The 17,383-nt window shown below is 32.9% G+C and carries 19 protein-coding genes; 4 read left to right on the top strand and 15 right to left on the bottom strand.

The features are described from left to right. Positions 1-134: 134 nt before the first annotated feature. The gene (locus tag ACRHNM_RS15195) at positions 135-818 is read right to left on the bottom strand and encodes a hypothetical protein (RefSeq protein ID WP_431137508.1); all 684 of its coding nucleotides are present in this window, start codon (positions 816-818) and stop codon (positions 135-137) included. A 1,043-nt stretch (positions 819-1,861) separates the two neighbouring features. On the opposite strand from ACRHNM_RS15195, the gene ACRHNM_RS15190 reads away from it, so the two are divergent. Beyond that, a complete protein-coding gene (locus ACRHNM_RS15190; protein WP_431137507.1) occupies positions 1,862-2,764 on the top strand; it encodes a hypothetical protein in 903 nt (300 codons plus the stop codon). Positions 2,765-2,850: 86 nt separating this feature from the next. Here ACRHNM_RS15190 and ACRHNM_RS15185 read toward each other — a convergent pair whose 3' ends face one another. Continuing rightward, positions 2,851-4,065 (bottom strand): multidrug effflux MFS transporter, encoded by a 1,215-nt coding sequence (locus ACRHNM_RS15185; protein WP_431137506.1) that lies wholly within the window; start codon positions 4,063-4,065, stop codon positions 2,851-2,853. Between the two features lie 119 nt (positions 4,066-4,184). On the opposite strand from ACRHNM_RS15185, the gene ACRHNM_RS15180 reads away from it, so the two are divergent. Both ACRHNM_RS15180 and ACRHNM_RS15175 read left to right on the top strand, forming a co-directional pair. Next, on the top strand, positions 4,185-5,954 hold the full coding sequence (locus ACRHNM_RS15180) for an ABC transporter ATP-binding protein (RefSeq protein ID WP_431137505.1): 1,770 nt from the start codon (positions 4,185-4,187) through the stop codon (positions 5,952-5,954). A 40-nt stretch (positions 5,955-5,994) separates the two neighbouring features. Further along, complete coding sequence (locus ACRHNM_RS15175) at positions 5,995-6,441, top strand: DinB family protein (protein WP_431137504.1); 447 nt, start codon at positions 5,995-5,997, stop codon at positions 6,439-6,441. Positions 6,442-6,494: 53 nt separating this feature from the next. Here ACRHNM_RS15175 and ACRHNM_RS15170 read toward each other — a convergent pair whose 3' ends face one another. From ACRHNM_RS15170 to ACRHNM_RS15155, 4 genes are all read right to left on the bottom strand, one after another. Then, positions 6,495-8,036 carry an acyl-CoA carboxylase subunit beta gene (locus tag ACRHNM_RS15170; protein WP_431137503.1) on the bottom strand — a complete coding sequence of 514 codons (1,542 nt, stop codon included), beginning with the start codon at positions 8,034-8,036 and terminating at the stop codon, positions 6,495-6,497. Between the two features lie 6 nt (positions 8,037-8,042). After that, positions 8,043-9,482 carry an acetyl-CoA carboxylase biotin carboxylase subunit gene (accC, locus tag ACRHNM_RS15165; protein ID WP_431137502.1) on the bottom strand — a complete coding sequence of 480 codons (1,440 nt, stop codon included), beginning with the start codon at positions 9,480-9,482 and terminating at the stop codon, positions 8,043-8,045. A gap of 138 nt (positions 9,483-9,620) precedes the next feature. Continuing rightward, positions 9,621-10,100, bottom strand: coding sequence for an acetyl-CoA carboxylase biotin carboxyl carrier protein subunit (locus ACRHNM_RS15160; protein WP_431137501.1), 480 nt, complete (start codon positions 10,098-10,100; stop codon positions 9,621-9,623). Between the two features lie 83 nt (positions 10,101-10,183). Then, positions 10,184-10,465: a hypothetical protein gene (locus ACRHNM_RS15155; RefSeq protein ID WP_431137500.1), complete on the bottom strand. Its 282-nt coding sequence runs from the start codon at positions 10,463-10,465 to the stop codon at positions 10,184-10,186. Between the two features lie 36 nt (positions 10,466-10,501). Here ACRHNM_RS15155 and ACRHNM_RS15150 point away from each other — a divergent pair, with 36 nt between their 5' ends. Beyond that, entirely contained in the window at positions 10,502-12,259 is a 1,758-nt protein-coding gene (locus ACRHNM_RS15150) for a recombinase family protein (RefSeq protein WP_431137499.1), read from the top strand. Positions 12,260-12,409: 150 nt separating this feature from the next. Here ACRHNM_RS15150 and ACRHNM_RS15145 read toward each other — a convergent pair whose 3' ends face one another. The 9 genes from ACRHNM_RS15145 to ACRHNM_RS15105 form a co-directional block, all read right to left on the bottom strand. Continuing rightward, entirely contained in the window at positions 12,410-12,583 is a 174-nt protein-coding gene (locus tag ACRHNM_RS15145) for a hypothetical protein (RefSeq protein ID WP_431137498.1), read from the bottom strand. A gap of 466 nt (positions 12,584-13,049) precedes the next feature. Next, the gene (locus ACRHNM_RS15140) at positions 13,050-13,259 is read right to left on the bottom strand and encodes a hypothetical protein (RefSeq protein WP_431137497.1); all 210 of its coding nucleotides are present in this window, start codon (positions 13,257-13,259) and stop codon (positions 13,050-13,052) included. Positions 13,260-13,511: 252 nt separating this feature from the next. Continuing rightward, positions 13,512-13,958, bottom strand: a complete 447-nt coding sequence (locus ACRHNM_RS15135; RefSeq protein ID WP_431137496.1) for an aspartyl protease family protein — start codon at positions 13,956-13,958, stop codon at positions 13,512-13,514. Beyond that, positions 13,958-14,740 (bottom strand): hypothetical protein, encoded by a 783-nt coding sequence (locus ACRHNM_RS15130; RefSeq protein ID WP_431137495.1) that lies wholly within the window; start codon positions 14,738-14,740, stop codon positions 13,958-13,960. The genes ACRHNM_RS15135 and ACRHNM_RS15130 overlap by 1 nt, the downstream gene beginning before the upstream one ends. 43 nt (positions 14,741-14,783) lie before the next feature. Beyond that, complete coding sequence (locus tag ACRHNM_RS15125) at positions 14,784-15,509, bottom strand: sigma-70 family RNA polymerase sigma factor (RefSeq protein ID WP_431137494.1); 726 nt, start codon at positions 15,507-15,509, stop codon at positions 14,784-14,786. Between the two features lie 66 nt (positions 15,510-15,575). Further along, positions 15,576-15,917 (bottom strand): hypothetical protein, encoded by a 342-nt coding sequence (locus ACRHNM_RS15120; RefSeq protein WP_431137492.1) that lies wholly within the window; start codon positions 15,915-15,917, stop codon positions 15,576-15,578. A gap of 16 nt (positions 15,918-15,933) precedes the next feature. After that, positions 15,934-16,236: a hypothetical protein gene (locus ACRHNM_RS15115; RefSeq protein WP_431137491.1), complete on the bottom strand. Its 303-nt coding sequence runs from the start codon at positions 16,234-16,236 to the stop codon at positions 15,934-15,936. Positions 16,237-16,250: 14 nt separating this feature from the next. Continuing rightward, positions 16,251-16,703, bottom strand: coding sequence for a hypothetical protein (locus ACRHNM_RS15110; RefSeq protein ID WP_431137490.1), 453 nt, complete (start codon positions 16,701-16,703; stop codon positions 16,251-16,253). Between the two features lie 74 nt (positions 16,704-16,777). Then, on the bottom strand, positions 16,778-17,221 hold the full coding sequence (locus tag ACRHNM_RS15105; protein WP_431137489.1) for a GNAT family N-acetyltransferase: 444 nt from the start codon (positions 17,219-17,221) through the stop codon (positions 16,778-16,780). Positions 17,222-17,383: the final 162 nt, after the last annotated feature.

The following is a 17,383-nucleotide window of genomic DNA, read 5'->3' as shown; positions in this document are numbered from 1 at the left end:
AGCACATCATGAGTTCATCTATAAAATAGAAATAGACGAATAAAAAATGAACATAAAAAAAAATAAAAATTCCCCCTCAGTATAACACCAAGGAGGAATTCCAAAAAGCCCAAGCTAAAAGCTAAGAGCTAAAACTAACCACCAACAGCAATTTTCATCGCATGACCTTGTGAAAGCTCATACAGCTCACCATTCACCATTTGGTAAAACACAATCGCAGTACCAGTAAAAATAGCACTAGTCACAGGAATAGTTCCAAAAGAAGTCATATCAACTTCCAAAGAAATATCACTACCAACCATCCCACCAAGGGCTATAGCAGCACTATACGTCACAAGTCCGCGTCCATTCACGTCCTCATCAACAGGCTCGTAACTTTTAGTAGCACCAACCCATTCATAATTACTGGTATAACCAGCCGCTAACGCAAGTTTAAAATGCGTAGCACCCTCAGGAACCCTCACATACGTATCCGTATTAAAATCAGGAATTTCCCATTTCACCACGTTTCGGGTCACATTAATATTGGGCAGTTCAGAAGGCGCATTAAATTGTGTGTCAAAAGGCTTTTCCAAATTAAAATTAAAACCTTTAAGCAAATCAAAATGACTCACAACATCAATAACACGTTGCCCACGAACACCTGTACCAAGAGAACAAATATTTCGCATCACGCTACTTATTCGGGCACTAACATAAGTGTCAGCAACAAGTCTTAAAATGCCAGAAAAACTCTCTCTCAGTGCTTTGCCTGTTCGTGCAGCACCACCAAACTCCTGCATATTTTCACGAGTACGCTTATAAGCAGGATCGTTCATGATGCGGTTCTTACTAACTCGGTTTTTAGTCTTCACAAGAGACTCACCGTTCTTTCTGTAAAAGGTCAACCCATCCAGAGTACCTTCTAATCTAATAAAGCTATTATTCTTAGCCATAATTTCAAAGTTTAAGATTGCAACACCTTTAAATTATACGATGTAGGCAATCAGGTTAATAATAAGAAAGTAACCAAACGGTCCTTTCCAGATAGATGAGGGAATTGTAACTAAGTATGGCTGCGCAACCTAAACAAGACCAAACAAAACCACATCCGGACAGCAGTTTTGTAATACCTTGCAAGCCAAACATATAAAATAAAAATCAAATCAAATTCAGTTTTTATTATCTGATTATCAGTGAAATAGCTGTTTTATTTAATATTATTTAAAATAACACATTAAAAATATAGAATATTTTCGATATTCTTAATCCCTCCCGAATACCCATTGAGAATCTCATAAAAATGAAAAAAAATAAAACTTTAACATTTCAACACTCAAAATAGTGTAAGGTCATAAGCGGGTTATATCCGGGTCATAAGCGGGTGATAAGCGGGTCATACTCGGGTCAGCAGAAAAGCAATTAAAACGTCAATACCTTAAATAGTAAATAGAAGCTCATAAAACCAATAATAAAAACCAAAAGAAATAGACATACACAAACACCAAAATCAATAAGTAAAGCACATGTTCTAAAAAAAATCGCTTATCGTGTACTATTTACATAGCGCCTTAAAAAAGTACTGTAGTTTTGAAGAGTATTAATTTTAAAATCAAGAACACATGAAACATTTAAAAGACAGTCCAACACAATCAGATATGGATAACCACTCCAATCAACTCAATCCAAACAATGACGAATATTGGAATTCAAGAACCTAATCTTAACCTTAAAAACATAACACCATGAAAACAAACACAAACAACACAAGAACACCAAATCCTAACTGGCCAAGTACCACAGGCAGACCCTCGGGAGGTAATAGAGGTAATAATCCACCAAGACCCAAAAGATAAAAAAATCTTTAAGCTTACCAATAGCAATGTTTCAAAACATTGCTATTTTTGTTAAAATGAAAGGCATTCCAAAAGACATCAAAACATCCTTAGACCTTGAAAATGTAGAAAAAGCCAATGCATTTATCACTAGGTATTACTCAAAAAAATATGGAAGTGAAGCTAAGGCAAAAGCTGTTTTTGAAGCGTTAAGGGCAGACTGTAATTCAGAAGAGGAGTTTCAGAAACGCTTTCGTACAAAAGTATTGAAAGACATGTACATCTTCCAGCTTCATAAATTACTTAAGCCTTTTTTAAGTGCAAAAAACATGACCATGTTGATTAAAAACCTTTTTGGTTTTAAAAAATCTAAACGCGGTCAACAGCTTAAAAAGGAGATGTCTAAAATAGATGCCGACTTTAAACACCTTATACAACCAGCGTTTGAAGAGGTATATGCCAAATCTAATCACAATAAGACCCAAACCATAAACCTCATTAAAAGTCAATTTAAGTTTACTCTGGCATCCACACGTAAAGAACTGGGCTATCCAGACCCACGTACCTTTAACCAATGGTTGTATTGCTTCTTTAAAGAAGATCACCCTAATGAGGGTGTACCCAAACATAAATATTCATCATTGGGAGAAAAAAATGGCTATTTGAACTTTGATGAATACCTCGAGATTGTAAGTGCCTTTATGCTGACTTATGATGAAACCACCTTTAATCTTTCTAATATAGAAGACCTGCATCACCGCTTTGAAAACGAACGCTATATACAGCGGAAAGTCCTGAAACAACTCACTAACAACAATTACGAATTGCTTAGTGAAAAGTTAGAAGATGCTGCCGACTTAAACAACTTAGAATTGCCAGACAAATTTAGAAATGTACCCTTTAAAATAGTCTCTATACTAAAAAAAGAATTAGCAGAATACATCGATTAATCATTTCATATTAAAACGATGGCTTTATGCTTTATCGGTGTGTTTAGTCTCTTAATGAAGATTGATTTGGGTAGATGGTATTGCTGTTACGCGCTTTGTAATGACATACAAGTACGTCTTCTCTTCAACCATAAAAACACCAATAACGACAAAACCCCAAAAACCGAAAACCCAATAAAAAGAGGTAGCACAGAGGTCTTTACAAAACTGCCAATAAAATTGGCAATAGGAACCGCCATAACCGTAGACACAAACCCATTAATGGCAGAACCAATACCAGCAATATGCCCTAGAGGTTCCATCGCCAGCGAGCGTAAATTTCCAAAGAGAAACCCAACCGCAAAAAACTGAATTAAAAAGAAAGTGATTAAGATTCCAATACTCGGGTTATTACCTGTATGATACAACAGCACATACAATAAAGATATAACAGCATAGGCTATAGTGGCATAATACGCAATATTAAAAGCACCAAACCGCATCACGAGTCGGCTGTTGGTAAAGGTAGCAAAGCCAACCGAAAACGCAGTACTGGCAAAAATATAAGGAAATAAATCACCCAGAAGGTATTGCTCCTGAAAGATCTGTTGAGACGTGCTTAAATACACAATAAAGGATCCGGTAATAAATCCTGATACGAGCGTAAACGCGACAGCTTCTTTATGCCTAATAAACTCTTTAGTACCTGTTATAAAAATAGCAGGAGAGAATTTAATTTTATGTTTAGCGTCTAAAGTTTCTGGTTGTCGTTTCCAAAACCATAACACGATAAGTAGCCCAATAATGAGGTTGGCATTAAAAATGGCTTTCCAGTTAAAGAGGTCAAGTAGCCATTGTCCGAAGGTTGGTGCTACAATAGGCACAAGAATAAAGAACATGACAATAACCGATAAGACCTTCGCCATAAAATCGCCACTATAGGTGTCACGCGTCATTGCAATCGCCATAGTACGAGGTGAGGAGAGTCCAATCCCTTGAAAGATCCTACCAACAATCATGACTTCAAAGTTGTTGGTGGTAACGCAAACAATACTCGCAATTACAAAGACACCGAAGCCAAAATACACCATAGGCTTTCGTCCGAAACTATCAGATATAGGTCCGAAAATCAATTGCCCAAAACCCAAACCTAAAAAAATCATGGTAATTAGCAGTTGGTTGTCACTTGGGTTGGTAACACCAAGTGCTTCACCAACCTCAGGCAATGCAGGTAATAGCGCATCAATAGATAATGCAACTATAGACATTAGCGATGCCATAAGTGCAATAAATTCGACTTTAAACGTAGGTTTGTTTTGCATGGCGCAAAAGTACGAGAAAACCAAGAGTAATTAACGTCAAAATATGAATTAACAAAACATTGACTTTTTAGAAACATTCAAGCAATTACAAGTGTATCTTTGCAAGACAAAACAGAATCATGCAACATTTAAAATCTACAGATACAACAGACAAAACCAAATCAAAAGTAACTTTAAAACAAGCTTTTGTAACCATTATATGGCCACGACGAAACCTCGTATTTATTGGTTTGGTTCTAATAGTGATTAGAAGTCTGTCTGGTTTGGTATTGCCATGGCAGAGTAAAGTGTTATTAGATGATGTGGTACCAAGCGGAAATACACCTGCCTTGTGGACACTCATCATTATCGTAATTACTGCCATTACATTACAGGCTGTGACCTCATTTTTACTTACTAAAATTTTAAGTGTACAGGCACAATATTTAATTAGTGAATTACGCGCTCAGGTACAAAAAAAAGTATTGTCTTTACCTATTAGCTTTTTTGACAACACAAAATCGGGAGCATTGGTGTCAAGAATTATGAGTGATGTGGAAGGTGTTCGTAATTTAATAGGCACAGGTTTGGTACAACTGGTTGGCGGAAGCTTTACAGCCATAGTCTCTCTGGTTATTTTAATAAAACTGAACGCTTGGATGACCTTGTTTGTGTTTGTGCCCTTGACCATCTTCGGAATTATTGCTTTAAAGGCATTCAAATACATACGTCCTATTTTTAGAACCCGAGGAAAGATTAATGCAGAGGTGACTGGTCGTTTAACAGAAACCTTAGCAGGTGTTCGCGTCATTAAAGCATTTAATGCAGAAGACCAGGAAAATAAAATCTTTGAAAAAGGCGTTGACAGGTTGTATCAAAACGTCAAAAAAAGTCTAACCGCTACAGCCTTGATGACCAGTTCGTCAACCTTTTTAATAGGCGTCGCAACAACTGGAATTATGGGAATTGGTGGCTACTATATGATGCAAAGCGAAATGACTACTGGTGACTTTTTGTTTTTTACTTTGGTCTTAGGATTTATGATTGCGCCTATTGTACAAATGAGTAATATTGGAAGTCAGTTAACCGAAGCCTTAGCAGGACTAGATCGTACTGAAGAATTGATGAATATGGCTGCAGAAGAAGATGATATCAACCGAAGCATAGAGCTTCAACAATTTAAAGGCGAGCTGGAATTTAATAATGTGTCTTTTGCTTATGAAGAAGGAAAACCGGTCTTACATGATATTAATTTTAAAGCCCAATCAGGTTCAGTGGTTGCTTTAGTAGGAAGCTCAGGTTCAGGAAAATCAACGATAGCAGGATTATCGGCTACATTTTTAAACCCAAAAACAGGACAAATCACCATTGATGGTGAAGACCTGTCAAAAGTGAAACTAAAAAGTTTCAGAAAACATTTAGGAGTCGTATTGCAGGATGAGTTTTTATTTGAAGGTACTATTCGAGAGAATATCATGTTCCCTAGACCCAATGCTTCCGAAGCCCAAGTACAGGCAGCAGTTAAAGCAGCTTATGTAAACGAATTTACAGACCGTTTTGAGGATGGTTTAGACACCATGATAGGCGAACGTGGCGTGAAGTTATCTGGCGGACAGCGACAACGCATTGCCATTGCCAGAGCGATTCTGGCTGATCCTAAAATCATCATATTAGATGAAGCCACATCTAATTTAGATACTGAAAGTGAAGCACTCATACAAAAGAGTTTAGGAGCGCTTACTAAAAACAGAACAACCATTGTAATTGCTCACCGATTAAGCACTATTCGTAAAGCCAATCAAATCCTGGTTATCGAAAACGGAAGAATAGCAGAACGAGGTACTCATGACGAATTGATTTCTTCACAAGGTCGATACTTCGATTTATATACCTATCAGGCAAAAATTTAATTTACTTTGAATAATTTTAGAAGATATTAATACCAAGCAGATGCTCACAGAAACACTAATCAAATTATTTACCAGAGATTTAAACACACTAAAAACCGAAATAGAATCTTATAAAACAGAAAAGACTTTATGGCTTGTTCCTGAAGGGATTTCAAATTCTGCAGGTAATTTATGTTTGCATCTCGTTGGAAACCTGAATCATTTTATTGGTTCAGCTTTAGGAAATTCAGGTTATGTAAGACAACGCGACTTAGAATTTTCGCTAAAAGATGTGCCGAAAGCAGAATTAATTCAGCAAGTAGAAGATACCATGAACGTTGTGCTTTCAGTATTACAACATCTAACAGAATCCGATTTAGAAAAAGAATATACACATCGTGTGTTTAAAGAACCTATGACGACTGAATATTTCTTAATGCACCTGAGTACCCATTTAGTGTATCATCTCGGACAAATTAATTACCACAGACGGTTGCTGGATGTGTAAGCACCTAGCTTAATGATGTGCTTTAGATTAAGATTTCTACCTATACAGGAGTTTTACAAAGGAATGTTTCCATGCTTGCGATGAGGTCTGTTTACCTCTTTATTCTCTAACATTGAAAACGCTTTAATAAGTTTTCTCCTAGTATCCTTCGGAAGAATGACTTCATCAATAAAGCCTCGTTCAGATGCGCTATATGGATTAGCAAACAACTTGGCATATTCTGCTTCTTTTTCTTTCCATTTTGTTTCACGGTCATCGGCAGCAGAAATCTCACGTTTGAAAATGATTTCGGCAGCACCTTTAGCTCCCATCACTGCAATTTCAGCATTTGGCCAGGCAAAATTCATGTCTGCTCCAATATGTTTGGAATTCATAACATCATAAGCTCCACCATAAGCTTTTCTGGTAATAACAGTGACTCTCGGCACTGTAGCCTCGCTAAATGCATAGAGCAATTTTGCGCCATGGACAATGATAGCATTCCATTCCTGATCGGTTCCTGGTAAAAAACCTGGAACATCTTCAAGTACTAATAAAGGAATATTAAAACAATCACAAAAACGCACAAAACGTGCCGCCTTTTTGGAACTGTTTACATCAAGAACACCTGCTAAAAACATGGGTTGATTAGCAACAATACCAATCGATTTTCCACCTAAACGAGCAAAACCAACAACGATGTTTTCGGCATGATCTTTATGAATTTCGTAAAAAGAATCCTCATCAATAATACCTTCAATGACCTGATGCATGTCGTATGGTTTATTTGGGTTTTCAGGAACGATATCAGATAAATGGTCTCTAATTTCATCTTGAAATTTAAACTCCAACACTTCAGGTTTTTCTTTATTACTTTGAGGTAAATAGCTCAATAATTTCTTAATGTCTTCTAAACATTCTACATCATTTGCAGAGGTTTTATGAGCTACTCCAGACTTTGTAGAATGCACACTAGCACCTCCCAGTTCTTCACTGGTTACTTCTTCATTAGTCACTGTTTTAACAACATTGGGTCCTGTAACAAACATGTAGCTGGTATCTTGAACCATGATGGTAAAATCTGTCATTGCTGGCGAATAAACAGCACCACCAGCACATGGTCCCATAATAGCAGATATTTGAGGAATCACACCTGAAGCCTGAACGTTTCTGTAAAAAATATCAGCATAACCACCTAAAGAACGAACACCTTCTTGAATTCGCGCTCCTCCAGAATCATTTAATCCGATAATTGGCGCACCTACATTAACAGCCATGTCCATGATTTTACAAATCTTTTCAGCATGAGTTTCAGATAGAGAACCTCCAAACACTGTAAAATCTTGAGCAAAGACATAGACTAATCTTCCGTTAACGGTTCCGTAGCCAGTTACCACACCATCTCCGTAAAACTTCTGCTTTTCCATGCCAAAGTCTTTAGTTCTATGTGTAACCAAGGCACCTATTTCTTCAAAAGAGCCTTCATCTAAAAGGTATAACACTCGTTCTCTGGCCGTTAATTTTTTCTTTTGATGTTGTTTATCAATACGTGCTTGTCCGCCTCCTAATCTGGAAAGTTCTAGTTTGTCGTTGAGGGTTTTTATCTTAGAGTCCATAGTGTCTTAATTTGGTAATCGTAATAGTTTTTGATCTTTTAAATAGCATTTTAAAGCAATTTTTGCAGCGATTTCAGCTTCTTTATGATGTTGCTCTTGTAAAAGGCTAGGAGCATAGTATTTTTTCACGAAATGTGTGTCAAAGTTTCCACTTCTGAAGGCATCGTGTTCACATACAAAACGTCCGAAAGGCAATGTGGTTTGTACACCTTTGATATGGTAATTATCAATTGCTTTTATCATTAACTGAATCGCTTCAGAACGTGTCTTTCCGTAAGTGATTAATTTAGATAGCATTGGATCGTAATAAATAGGAATGTCCATACCTTCCTCAAAACCATTATCAACACGAATATTTTCACCAACTGGTAATTGATAGACTTCTAAGTTACCAACACTGGGCAGGAAGTCATTCATAGGATCTTCGGCATACACGCGGAGTTCTAAAGCATGACCATTAATGTTTAAATCTTCTTGTTTGATATCTAACATTTCACCACGAGCAACTTTAATCTGAAGTTCAACTAAATCAACACCAGAAATCCATTCAGACACAGGATGTTCAACCTGTAATCTTGTATTCATTTCCAGGAAATAGAAGTTATAATCGGCATCCATTAAGAACTCTACAGTTCCAGCACCTAAATAATCACAAGAGCGGGCAACGTTAATGGCTGCCTGTCCCATTTCTTCTCTAAGTTCAGGAGTTAATATTGCCGAAGGTGCCTCTTCGACTACTTTCTGGTGACGACGTTGCACAGAGCACTCACGTTCAAATAAGTGGATAATATTACCATGACTATCTGCCATAACCTGAATTTCGATATGGCGAGGAGAACTTACATACTTTTCTACAAACACAGAACCATCACCAAAAGCAGAAGTCGCTTCACTGATAGCTCGTTTCATTTGTTCTTCAACATCTTTTTCTTTTTCAACCACTCGCATTCCTTTTCCGCCACCACCTGCTGCAGCTTTAATTAATATGGGAAAACCGATTTCTTTAGCAATTTGAACTGCTTCTTTTGGATCTGTAATGGCGTGATCCACACCAGGAACCATAGGAATATTATAGCCTTTTACAGCTTCTTTAGCCGCTAATTTATCTCCCATCATTTTGATGGCTTTAGAGCGAGGTCCTATGAAAATAATATTGTTAGCTTCACACAGTTTCGCAAAGTCTGCATTTTCACTAAGAAAGCCATAGCCTGGATGAATACCATCAACCTGTAAAGCTTTTGCGACTTCTATGATTTTATCACCTCTTAAATACGATTGGTTTGAAGGAGCAGGACCAATACAAACGGCTTCGTCAGCATATTTTACGTGAGGCCCATTTCTATCTGCTTCAGAAAAAACAGCAACGGTTTTAATACCCATTTTTTTTGCCGTTCGCATGACACGAATTGCGATTTCACCTCGATTGGCAACTAATATTTTTTTCATTGTTATTCTAACCTTCATTCAGAGAAGGATTTTTATTTTTAATTACACTTTAACTGTGCTTAGTGTGATATTTAATTATTGATTGGCACTAATATTGATCGGCACTAACAAAGCCTGTAAAACCTTACTGGTTGATTTTTAGGATTCAAATTCGATGAGCAGTGCATTTTTATCTACAGTTTCACCTTGTTTTATGTTAACAGATTTAACAATACCTTCTCTTGGAGAAGTAATTACGTTTTCCATTTTCATGGCTTCCAAGATTAATAACGGATCATCTTCTTTAACTTCCTGACCTTCCTTGACATTAATTTCCAGAATAAGTCCAGGCATTGGTGCTTTAACATTGTTGACTTGTTTACTTGCACCAACTTCAAAACCTAAAGCCTCGATAAGCTGGTCTAAATCGTCATTAATATCAACCTCGTAGGTATTGTTATTGACCTTTATGGTGTAGTTTTTTTTATTAAAATCAGAGGTTACCACTGAAGCTTTGTTAGAGCTATTATTCTGTAGTACATGAAATTGATTTTCGGTAGTCTCAATAGCATCCAGTTTGTTTAAATCCTCTCTTGAGATATCAAAACTGTGTGAATTATTGACTTTTATTTTATACATACAATTGAAGTTTAAAAAGGTAGTGTAAAGTTAATAATATAAAGTGCTTCTAAAAAATGAAATATAGTATATTCTGGGACTATTTATTTTGAAGATTTAAAATGTGACTGTTCCTGATGTTTTTTAATGGCTTTACGAGATAGAATGATGCCAATAATAAGAGAGACAAAAGCGCCAATCCATATGCCAGGAATGAAATCTATAAACAAGAAAAAATCATAAGCTCCATGAAATAAAGTAGCTAAACCTAATCCGAAAAGGTTTAATTTAATTCTGTTGGAAGCAAATTTGGCCTTGCCCATAAAGTAACCCATTAAAATACCAAATGAGTAGATTAATGTTTTGGTACTTTTTACTAATATCATTATATTGCATCATAATTAATAACAAACATACACATTATGAACTTAGCAATTTACACACGTTTATCAAAACTTGATGATGAATCTAATTCAATTGAAAACCAAATAGCAGAAGGTAAAGCATACGCATATAAGAATGATTTAGATGATAACCAGATATACATCTATGATGAAGGTGAAGGTATCAAAGGTTCAGACCCAATAGAAAAAAGACCAGCATTAATTAAAATGATGAATGATATCAAAGCTGGTAAAATCACAATGGTGTATGTTAGAAAACAATCTAGATTATCAAGAAAGTTAAGAATGTTCAATGATATACTTGAAGATTTAATTGATTATAAAGTAACTGTATTTATGGGTGATAAAGGTCTATTAGATTTAACGTCACCAATGACTAAAATGATGTTACAAATTATGTCAGCATTTGATGAATATGCACCAAATCAACAATCAGTTGAAACAATCAGAGCGTTAAAGAATAGAGCAGAAGAAGGTAAAACAATGGGTATTTTACCATATGGTTATTCATCAGATGATAATGGTTATCCAATCATAATTGAAAGTGAAGCTAAAGTTGTTAAAATGATTTATGATATGTATATCAATACAAATAAAGGAATGCAAGCAATAGCTAATGAACTTAATAAATTGAATATACCAACAACATACCAACGAATAGAAGATGAAGCTGATGATTCTAAAATACTATCTAATCGTAAACATCGTAATGGTGTTATATGGCAATCATCAACAATATTAAATGTACTTTCTAATAGAGCGTATTTAGGTGAACGACTTTATCAAAATATTCTATATCCAGATTTCTATAAACCAATCATAACTAAAACAATATTCAATAAAGCACAACAAGCAAGAAAATCTAAAAAACATAGAAAATTAAATTCTAAACCAAAATATGATTATCTATTAGCTGGTTTACTTAAATGTGGTAAATGTGGTCGTAATTGGGTTGGTAGATTTAAACAAGGAACATCTAAAAATTTCTATAGCTGTATATCACAAGATAATAAATCAACCAACTGTAAATGCCCTAGTGCAAATATTTATAAACTTGAATCATTCATTCTAAAACATCTATTCAAAACTAAAGAACTAGAACAAATGATTAAAACAATATCAGCAAATGATTCAGCTGTAACATCTGTAGAACTTCTTTTAAATGATGCTAAATCAAATCTAAATGAAGCAACTGCAACCAAAAAAAGATACCTTAAATTATTAGGTACTCTTGAAGGTGATGAAGATATAATTAAAGAATATGAAGATGCTAAATCAATAGAACAAAATCTTCAAACCAAAGTTGATAATCTTCAAATTGAATTAAATGATTTAACCAATTCTGAAACACTTAAAAAATATAATGAATCATTAGCAATGATTGATGGTAAAACTGATTTTAGAACGCTTAAAATGGCTGTAGATAATATCATAGACCATATAACAATAGATGGTATGAAATCTAACTTCGATGCAGAAGATATTACTGATGGTTCTTTGATGTCAAAATTCAATAACAAAACCAATATCTTCATTACAATTCACTATAGAGGTTTAACAGAAGTTAGTACTTGGATGTCACCACGTCCTTTGAACTTCTGGATGAATACAAATAATACATTAATCACCAACCCAAACATCGATGAACTACCAGAAGATTATGTTCTAACTGATGATGATATGATACAATCACCTTTAACACATATTACACTAACTGATGATGATATCGTAATGTTTAATCTAACTAAAAAAGAAGTCGCTAAATTGAAGAAATAAACATTTTCATCACCACTAATAAAACCCTTGATTTTAACCCAGAATCAAGGGTTCACCATTTTAAGCAACATTCAAAACACTATCAAACATAAATCATCATAGTAAATCAAAATAACTAAATCACATAGAAGAAAAACATCACTTCAACCATTACGCAGTACCACCATTAATATTATTACTAGAATCATCTTCAACCTTACTAAAAAATTTCTTCTTTATCTGAAGATATAACCACCAGAAGAAACTACCAATAACTGAAGCAATAAAAAATATACTTTCAACATCAGCTAAACTTAAATCATTAAAAAAAATAATAAAATACATATACTAAAAATTATATATTGAACAATAATTAAACTTGTTTTCATAATATAATTTTGGTTAAATAGTTGACGTAAAGATAAAGAATTAACTATCTAATAATCAGCTTTATTTATACAATTTTATTAACACTTATTCATTATAATAAAAACCTTATGAATATTTACTAAACTATCTGAAACCCAGTAAAATCATTCGATGAACCCAGTAAAACCATTCGAGATACATAGTTTATGTTTAAATAAGAGTACCCCACACCCCTATGATAGGGTAGGAGCAACCACCAGAACCAGAAGAACTATATAGAAGATAATAACTAATAATACACCTTTCAAAACCCTTATAAATAGGGGTGTTTAAAATTCTATTTGACATAACAATTATTATAATACAAATATTATAGTGTATTTTTGGTGGTTGAAATAGGGGTATAAGTAGGGTTATTTATATAGGGATAAAATAAGACGTTTTAAGAACGTTTGATTCTATCATCAACAACTTGTTCTAATTCCAATAGATACTTCATTAAACGTTGTTGTTTAGCTTGTGGTATTGTATTATCTAATGCTGGTAATGATATGATTTTCTTATATAGTTTTAATTCATCAATGGTCATATATTCCAGATGTTGAAATAGTCTTATCAATATAGGTTTAATGATGGTTGATGAATGATTCATTATAAGTTGATATAAGCGTTGAATCAAATATACTAAAGATTATGGTTACCATTTGGTGATGGTTGATTATAATGCAAAAAGAAACCCCACCAGAACTAACTGATAGGGTATCTTCAACTAAATAAAATCCTATGTCAAAGATTTATTCTTCTTTATTCTTATGTTTCTTTTTACGTCTGTACTTCTTCTTATTCCTATATACATTAGGTCTAGTTGCATCTAGTTTTTCTTGAAGTGTTATTACTATTTTCTTCATTTGATATTCTTAATTGTTTGTGTATTATAATCTATTATCACATCATTTTGTTTTAGATAATCAGCACCAATAATACCAACTATACCAGTATGAAATCTTTGATTAGATAGGTTAATAGTTCTGAAGTTGAAATCATCAGTTATTAGTTCACCATTGGTATTACATATGGTGACGTTTAAGAGGTGATAACCATTAGTTGAACCACCAACACCAGATACAATAAATAGTTCTTTAGATGTATCTATAATGAACCCATAATGATTAATTGTTGTTATATCTAGAACTGATATTGATGCACCAGTATCAACTAATAGATTAGCTGGTAAACCATTTATTTCAACTTGAATGATTGGTACATTGTTATGTGATATGAATGTAACATCATCTGATTTACAAGTGTTGAATATTATGAAGATTACTATGAATATGATTATACGTTTCATTAGTAATAAATACCTTTCCAATCAAAATTTATTACTTCACATAAAGGTGATACACCTTTCCAATCATTCATATAAATACTTGTATCAATTCCAGTATTAAAGATTGGGTTGAAGTTAGTTTCTTTAATGAACTTTTTAACCTTTCTTGATGGTTCTTGTTCATATGGGTTATACCCTTTTGATTTCATTCTTAAATCAATAAAACCAATATCACTACCAGAATATTTAAAAGGTGTTGAACCTTGTGGAATTAAGAATGAACCATAATCAGATATTTTAGATGCAATATCAATTGTTATAAATTCAAATTCTGAACCTTTATAACTTAAATCATTTTTAATTTCATTATTTATTCCAGTTTTTACTTTACCGAATGGTGGGTTACTTATTGATTGGTGATGATGACCAAATGATTTATAGTTGAAAATACTATCACATACCCAATTAGCTTCTGGTAATAATTTTTTACCAACTTCAACATATTTAGGATTAAGTTCAACGCAAGTTACATTACAGTTTTTCCAGTGGTAAGCAAAGAATGATAACATACCTATACCAGCACATAAATCAATTACAGATTCTTCTTCAATAATTTCAAGTGAAAAATCTTGTGCTAAACCTTGTGGTGTAAAGAATGCACCAGCTTGTGAATTAATTGATTCAGCTGATTCATTCCAGTTACTATAGACGAATAATTTTTCATCGAATGTTAGTGTTTCTTGTTGAAGAATTTCAACAGCTTCATTATGAAGTTTATATTGTTGTTTTGTAAGTTTTGCCAATTCATTTGGGTATTAGTATTGTGGTTAATCTTGTTAACCGTTATTATAAATAGTCTTCTAATTTGATATTATTTTTATCAGCTAATTTTTTAAGTTTTTCAATTCCTCTATCAACTCTATTTTTACCTAATTGTCTATATGCACCAACGGTTCTATATTTACCATCATTACAAATGAATCTACCAATATCTTCTAACTTCAAAAATGGTTTATCATTTATATTGAATCGATGTTCAATAATAAATTTTGTTTCATCTGGTAGTTGGTTAATCAGTTCAGATATCACATTTTTTACTTCTTTATTTTCAAGTGTTTTTTGTTCGTAACCAAAACATTCATCATCATAATGTTCATCAATATCATATGGTGTAAAGTTGTATCTGGATGCTATTCTATAACCTTCAGATAAAGGTTCTTCACCTTCTTTACACTTGTTCATTTCTCTAATGGCTCTATCATTCAGTTTAATGGTTTTATGTTTTAGGTAAACATTTTTATAGATATCATTTATTATTACTCTATTAGCGTATGATATTAATCTATTGCCAGTTGAAGTATCAAATTTTTTGATTGCTTTCATCAGTGCAATATTACCTTCTTGAATTGCATCATTATAACTACCATCATATGGGTGATAGAATTTACCAACCACCATTGATACATTTAGTTGATTAAATTCAATAAGTTTAGTTAGTGCTGATTCATCACCATTTTGGTATGCTTCAATTAGTTCATATTCTTCATCTTTGTTTAGGTATTCGTATTTCACTATTCATTGGGGTACTTTGTATTGTGATTATCATGTTGCGTTGCAACATGATAATCTGGTTATTGGTTATTCTGTTATGAATTCACACACTTTATCTAATCTGATGGTAACATCTTCTGTAGATACGTTTGGATATTGCCAACCAGAAGGTGCATTTGGATTTCTATTAGGTACGAATCTGATTGATTCACTATTTGAGCAATTATATTCAGTTGTATCATATGATGTTGAAGTTGAAACCCATTTAGTTATACCTAATTCGATTGAATTATCTTCAAGTGCTACTGGTGTACCATATGTTTGACAAAAGCAATCACCAGTTTCTTGTGGTTCACTGATTGAATCATCAGATGTTGAACAGCTTGTTATTAGTATTAATGCAGTTAATAATGTTGTAATTTTTTTCATTTTGTATTTTGGGGTTTTAGTTAAATAATCCTATATCTTTTTCAAACTCGTTGAATGATAGATAGAAATGTGTTTCAAATTCTTTTGATATCACACGTTTCAAATAGTTGGTGGTCACCAGAAGTTCAAACGCTTGTTGAACATCTTTTAAATTGAACATTGGGTGTTCTTTTCTGATGATTGATTCATTGAAGTGTTTATCTTTATTTGCAATCATATGAATCAGAATAAAACGTGCTGTAGGATTCAGTGTTGAATCGTTAACGATTTGTTCAACCACTTCATCAGTTGGTTCATCTAGTAGGTGTATATTCTTCATTTGGGTTTTAAGGGTTAATACATTTTATTAAATAAAACATCAGTAGTACGTTTTACCCCAACACCACTAACATATTCCATTAAATTTTCCATATTTATTTTGAAAATTTCTAATTTGGGTGATTCCAAATTACCATACTTATAAATTTCAAATCCAGTTTCAGAAATTGTAAATCCACTTTTACAAATAACAAATTCAAAATTTGTTTTTTTATCTACCAAAGTTTCACTGAATAAACCTCGACTTAATTCTATGTTATACCAACCAATTAAAAATATTAAACCTTTTTCTAATTCATTTTTCATTTGTACTAACCAATCTTTTCTAATTTGTTCATAATGTGAGTTATTTTTTTTGAATAACTCTTTAAGTAAATATTGAATTTCTTGATTATAATTATACTTATTTTCAGATACACTTATTATCATTTTTTCAAATTCAGTAAATTCTTCTTTTTGTTTTTTCATTTTATTTTTCATTTTATTTTTAGTTTTTTTTAGATGTTCATGTTGCGTTGCAACATGAACATCTTGTTATCTAGTTAATTGAATTTCATTTTAACTTTATTATTGATTTTACCATCTTTTATGAATCCAAACTTTGAATAGAATTTTGGTAAATCCTTAACTGGTATTGCATCTGTAGTTAATGTACCATTGAAACTAGCAAAATCAATACCTTTCATTCTAACATTCATTCTAACATTAGGGTTTATCTTATTAACTTTACCACAAATTAATTCTATTGTTACATCAAATTGTTTAGCATAATCACATAGTATATTCATAGCTTTTTTAGAATGACCTTGTTTTCTACATTCTGGTGCTGTAGTTAATACATCTAGATAAAAGATATCACCCTTACACATATATTTTATTATTGCTTTACCAACTAGTATTTGATTCTCTACTAATTTCATAGCACCAGAATTTAATAATGCTTCTACTAATTCTTCTGATTTTGATTTTGTTATTACGTTTGACATAGTAATTTGTTTTTGTTTGGTGCAACTACCATTTGTTATTGTTGCTTTATTATAAATATGTAGAAGTTTTCCTTTATTCAAACTTTAACATTTCTTTAACATTTTAAAAAAAACAATTACATATTTGGTATGATACCAAACTGTACTATAATAACTTCAGAT

The sequence above is a fragment of the Psychroserpens mesophilus genome, from assembly GCF_050617655.1.
Taxonomy (GTDB): Bacteria; Bacteroidota; Bacteroidia; order Flavobacteriales; family Flavobacteriaceae; genus Psychroserpens; species Psychroserpens mesophilus_A.
The sequence above is the reverse complement of the archived record's forward strand: the minus strand, read 5'-3'. Positions and strand labels throughout refer to the sequence as shown.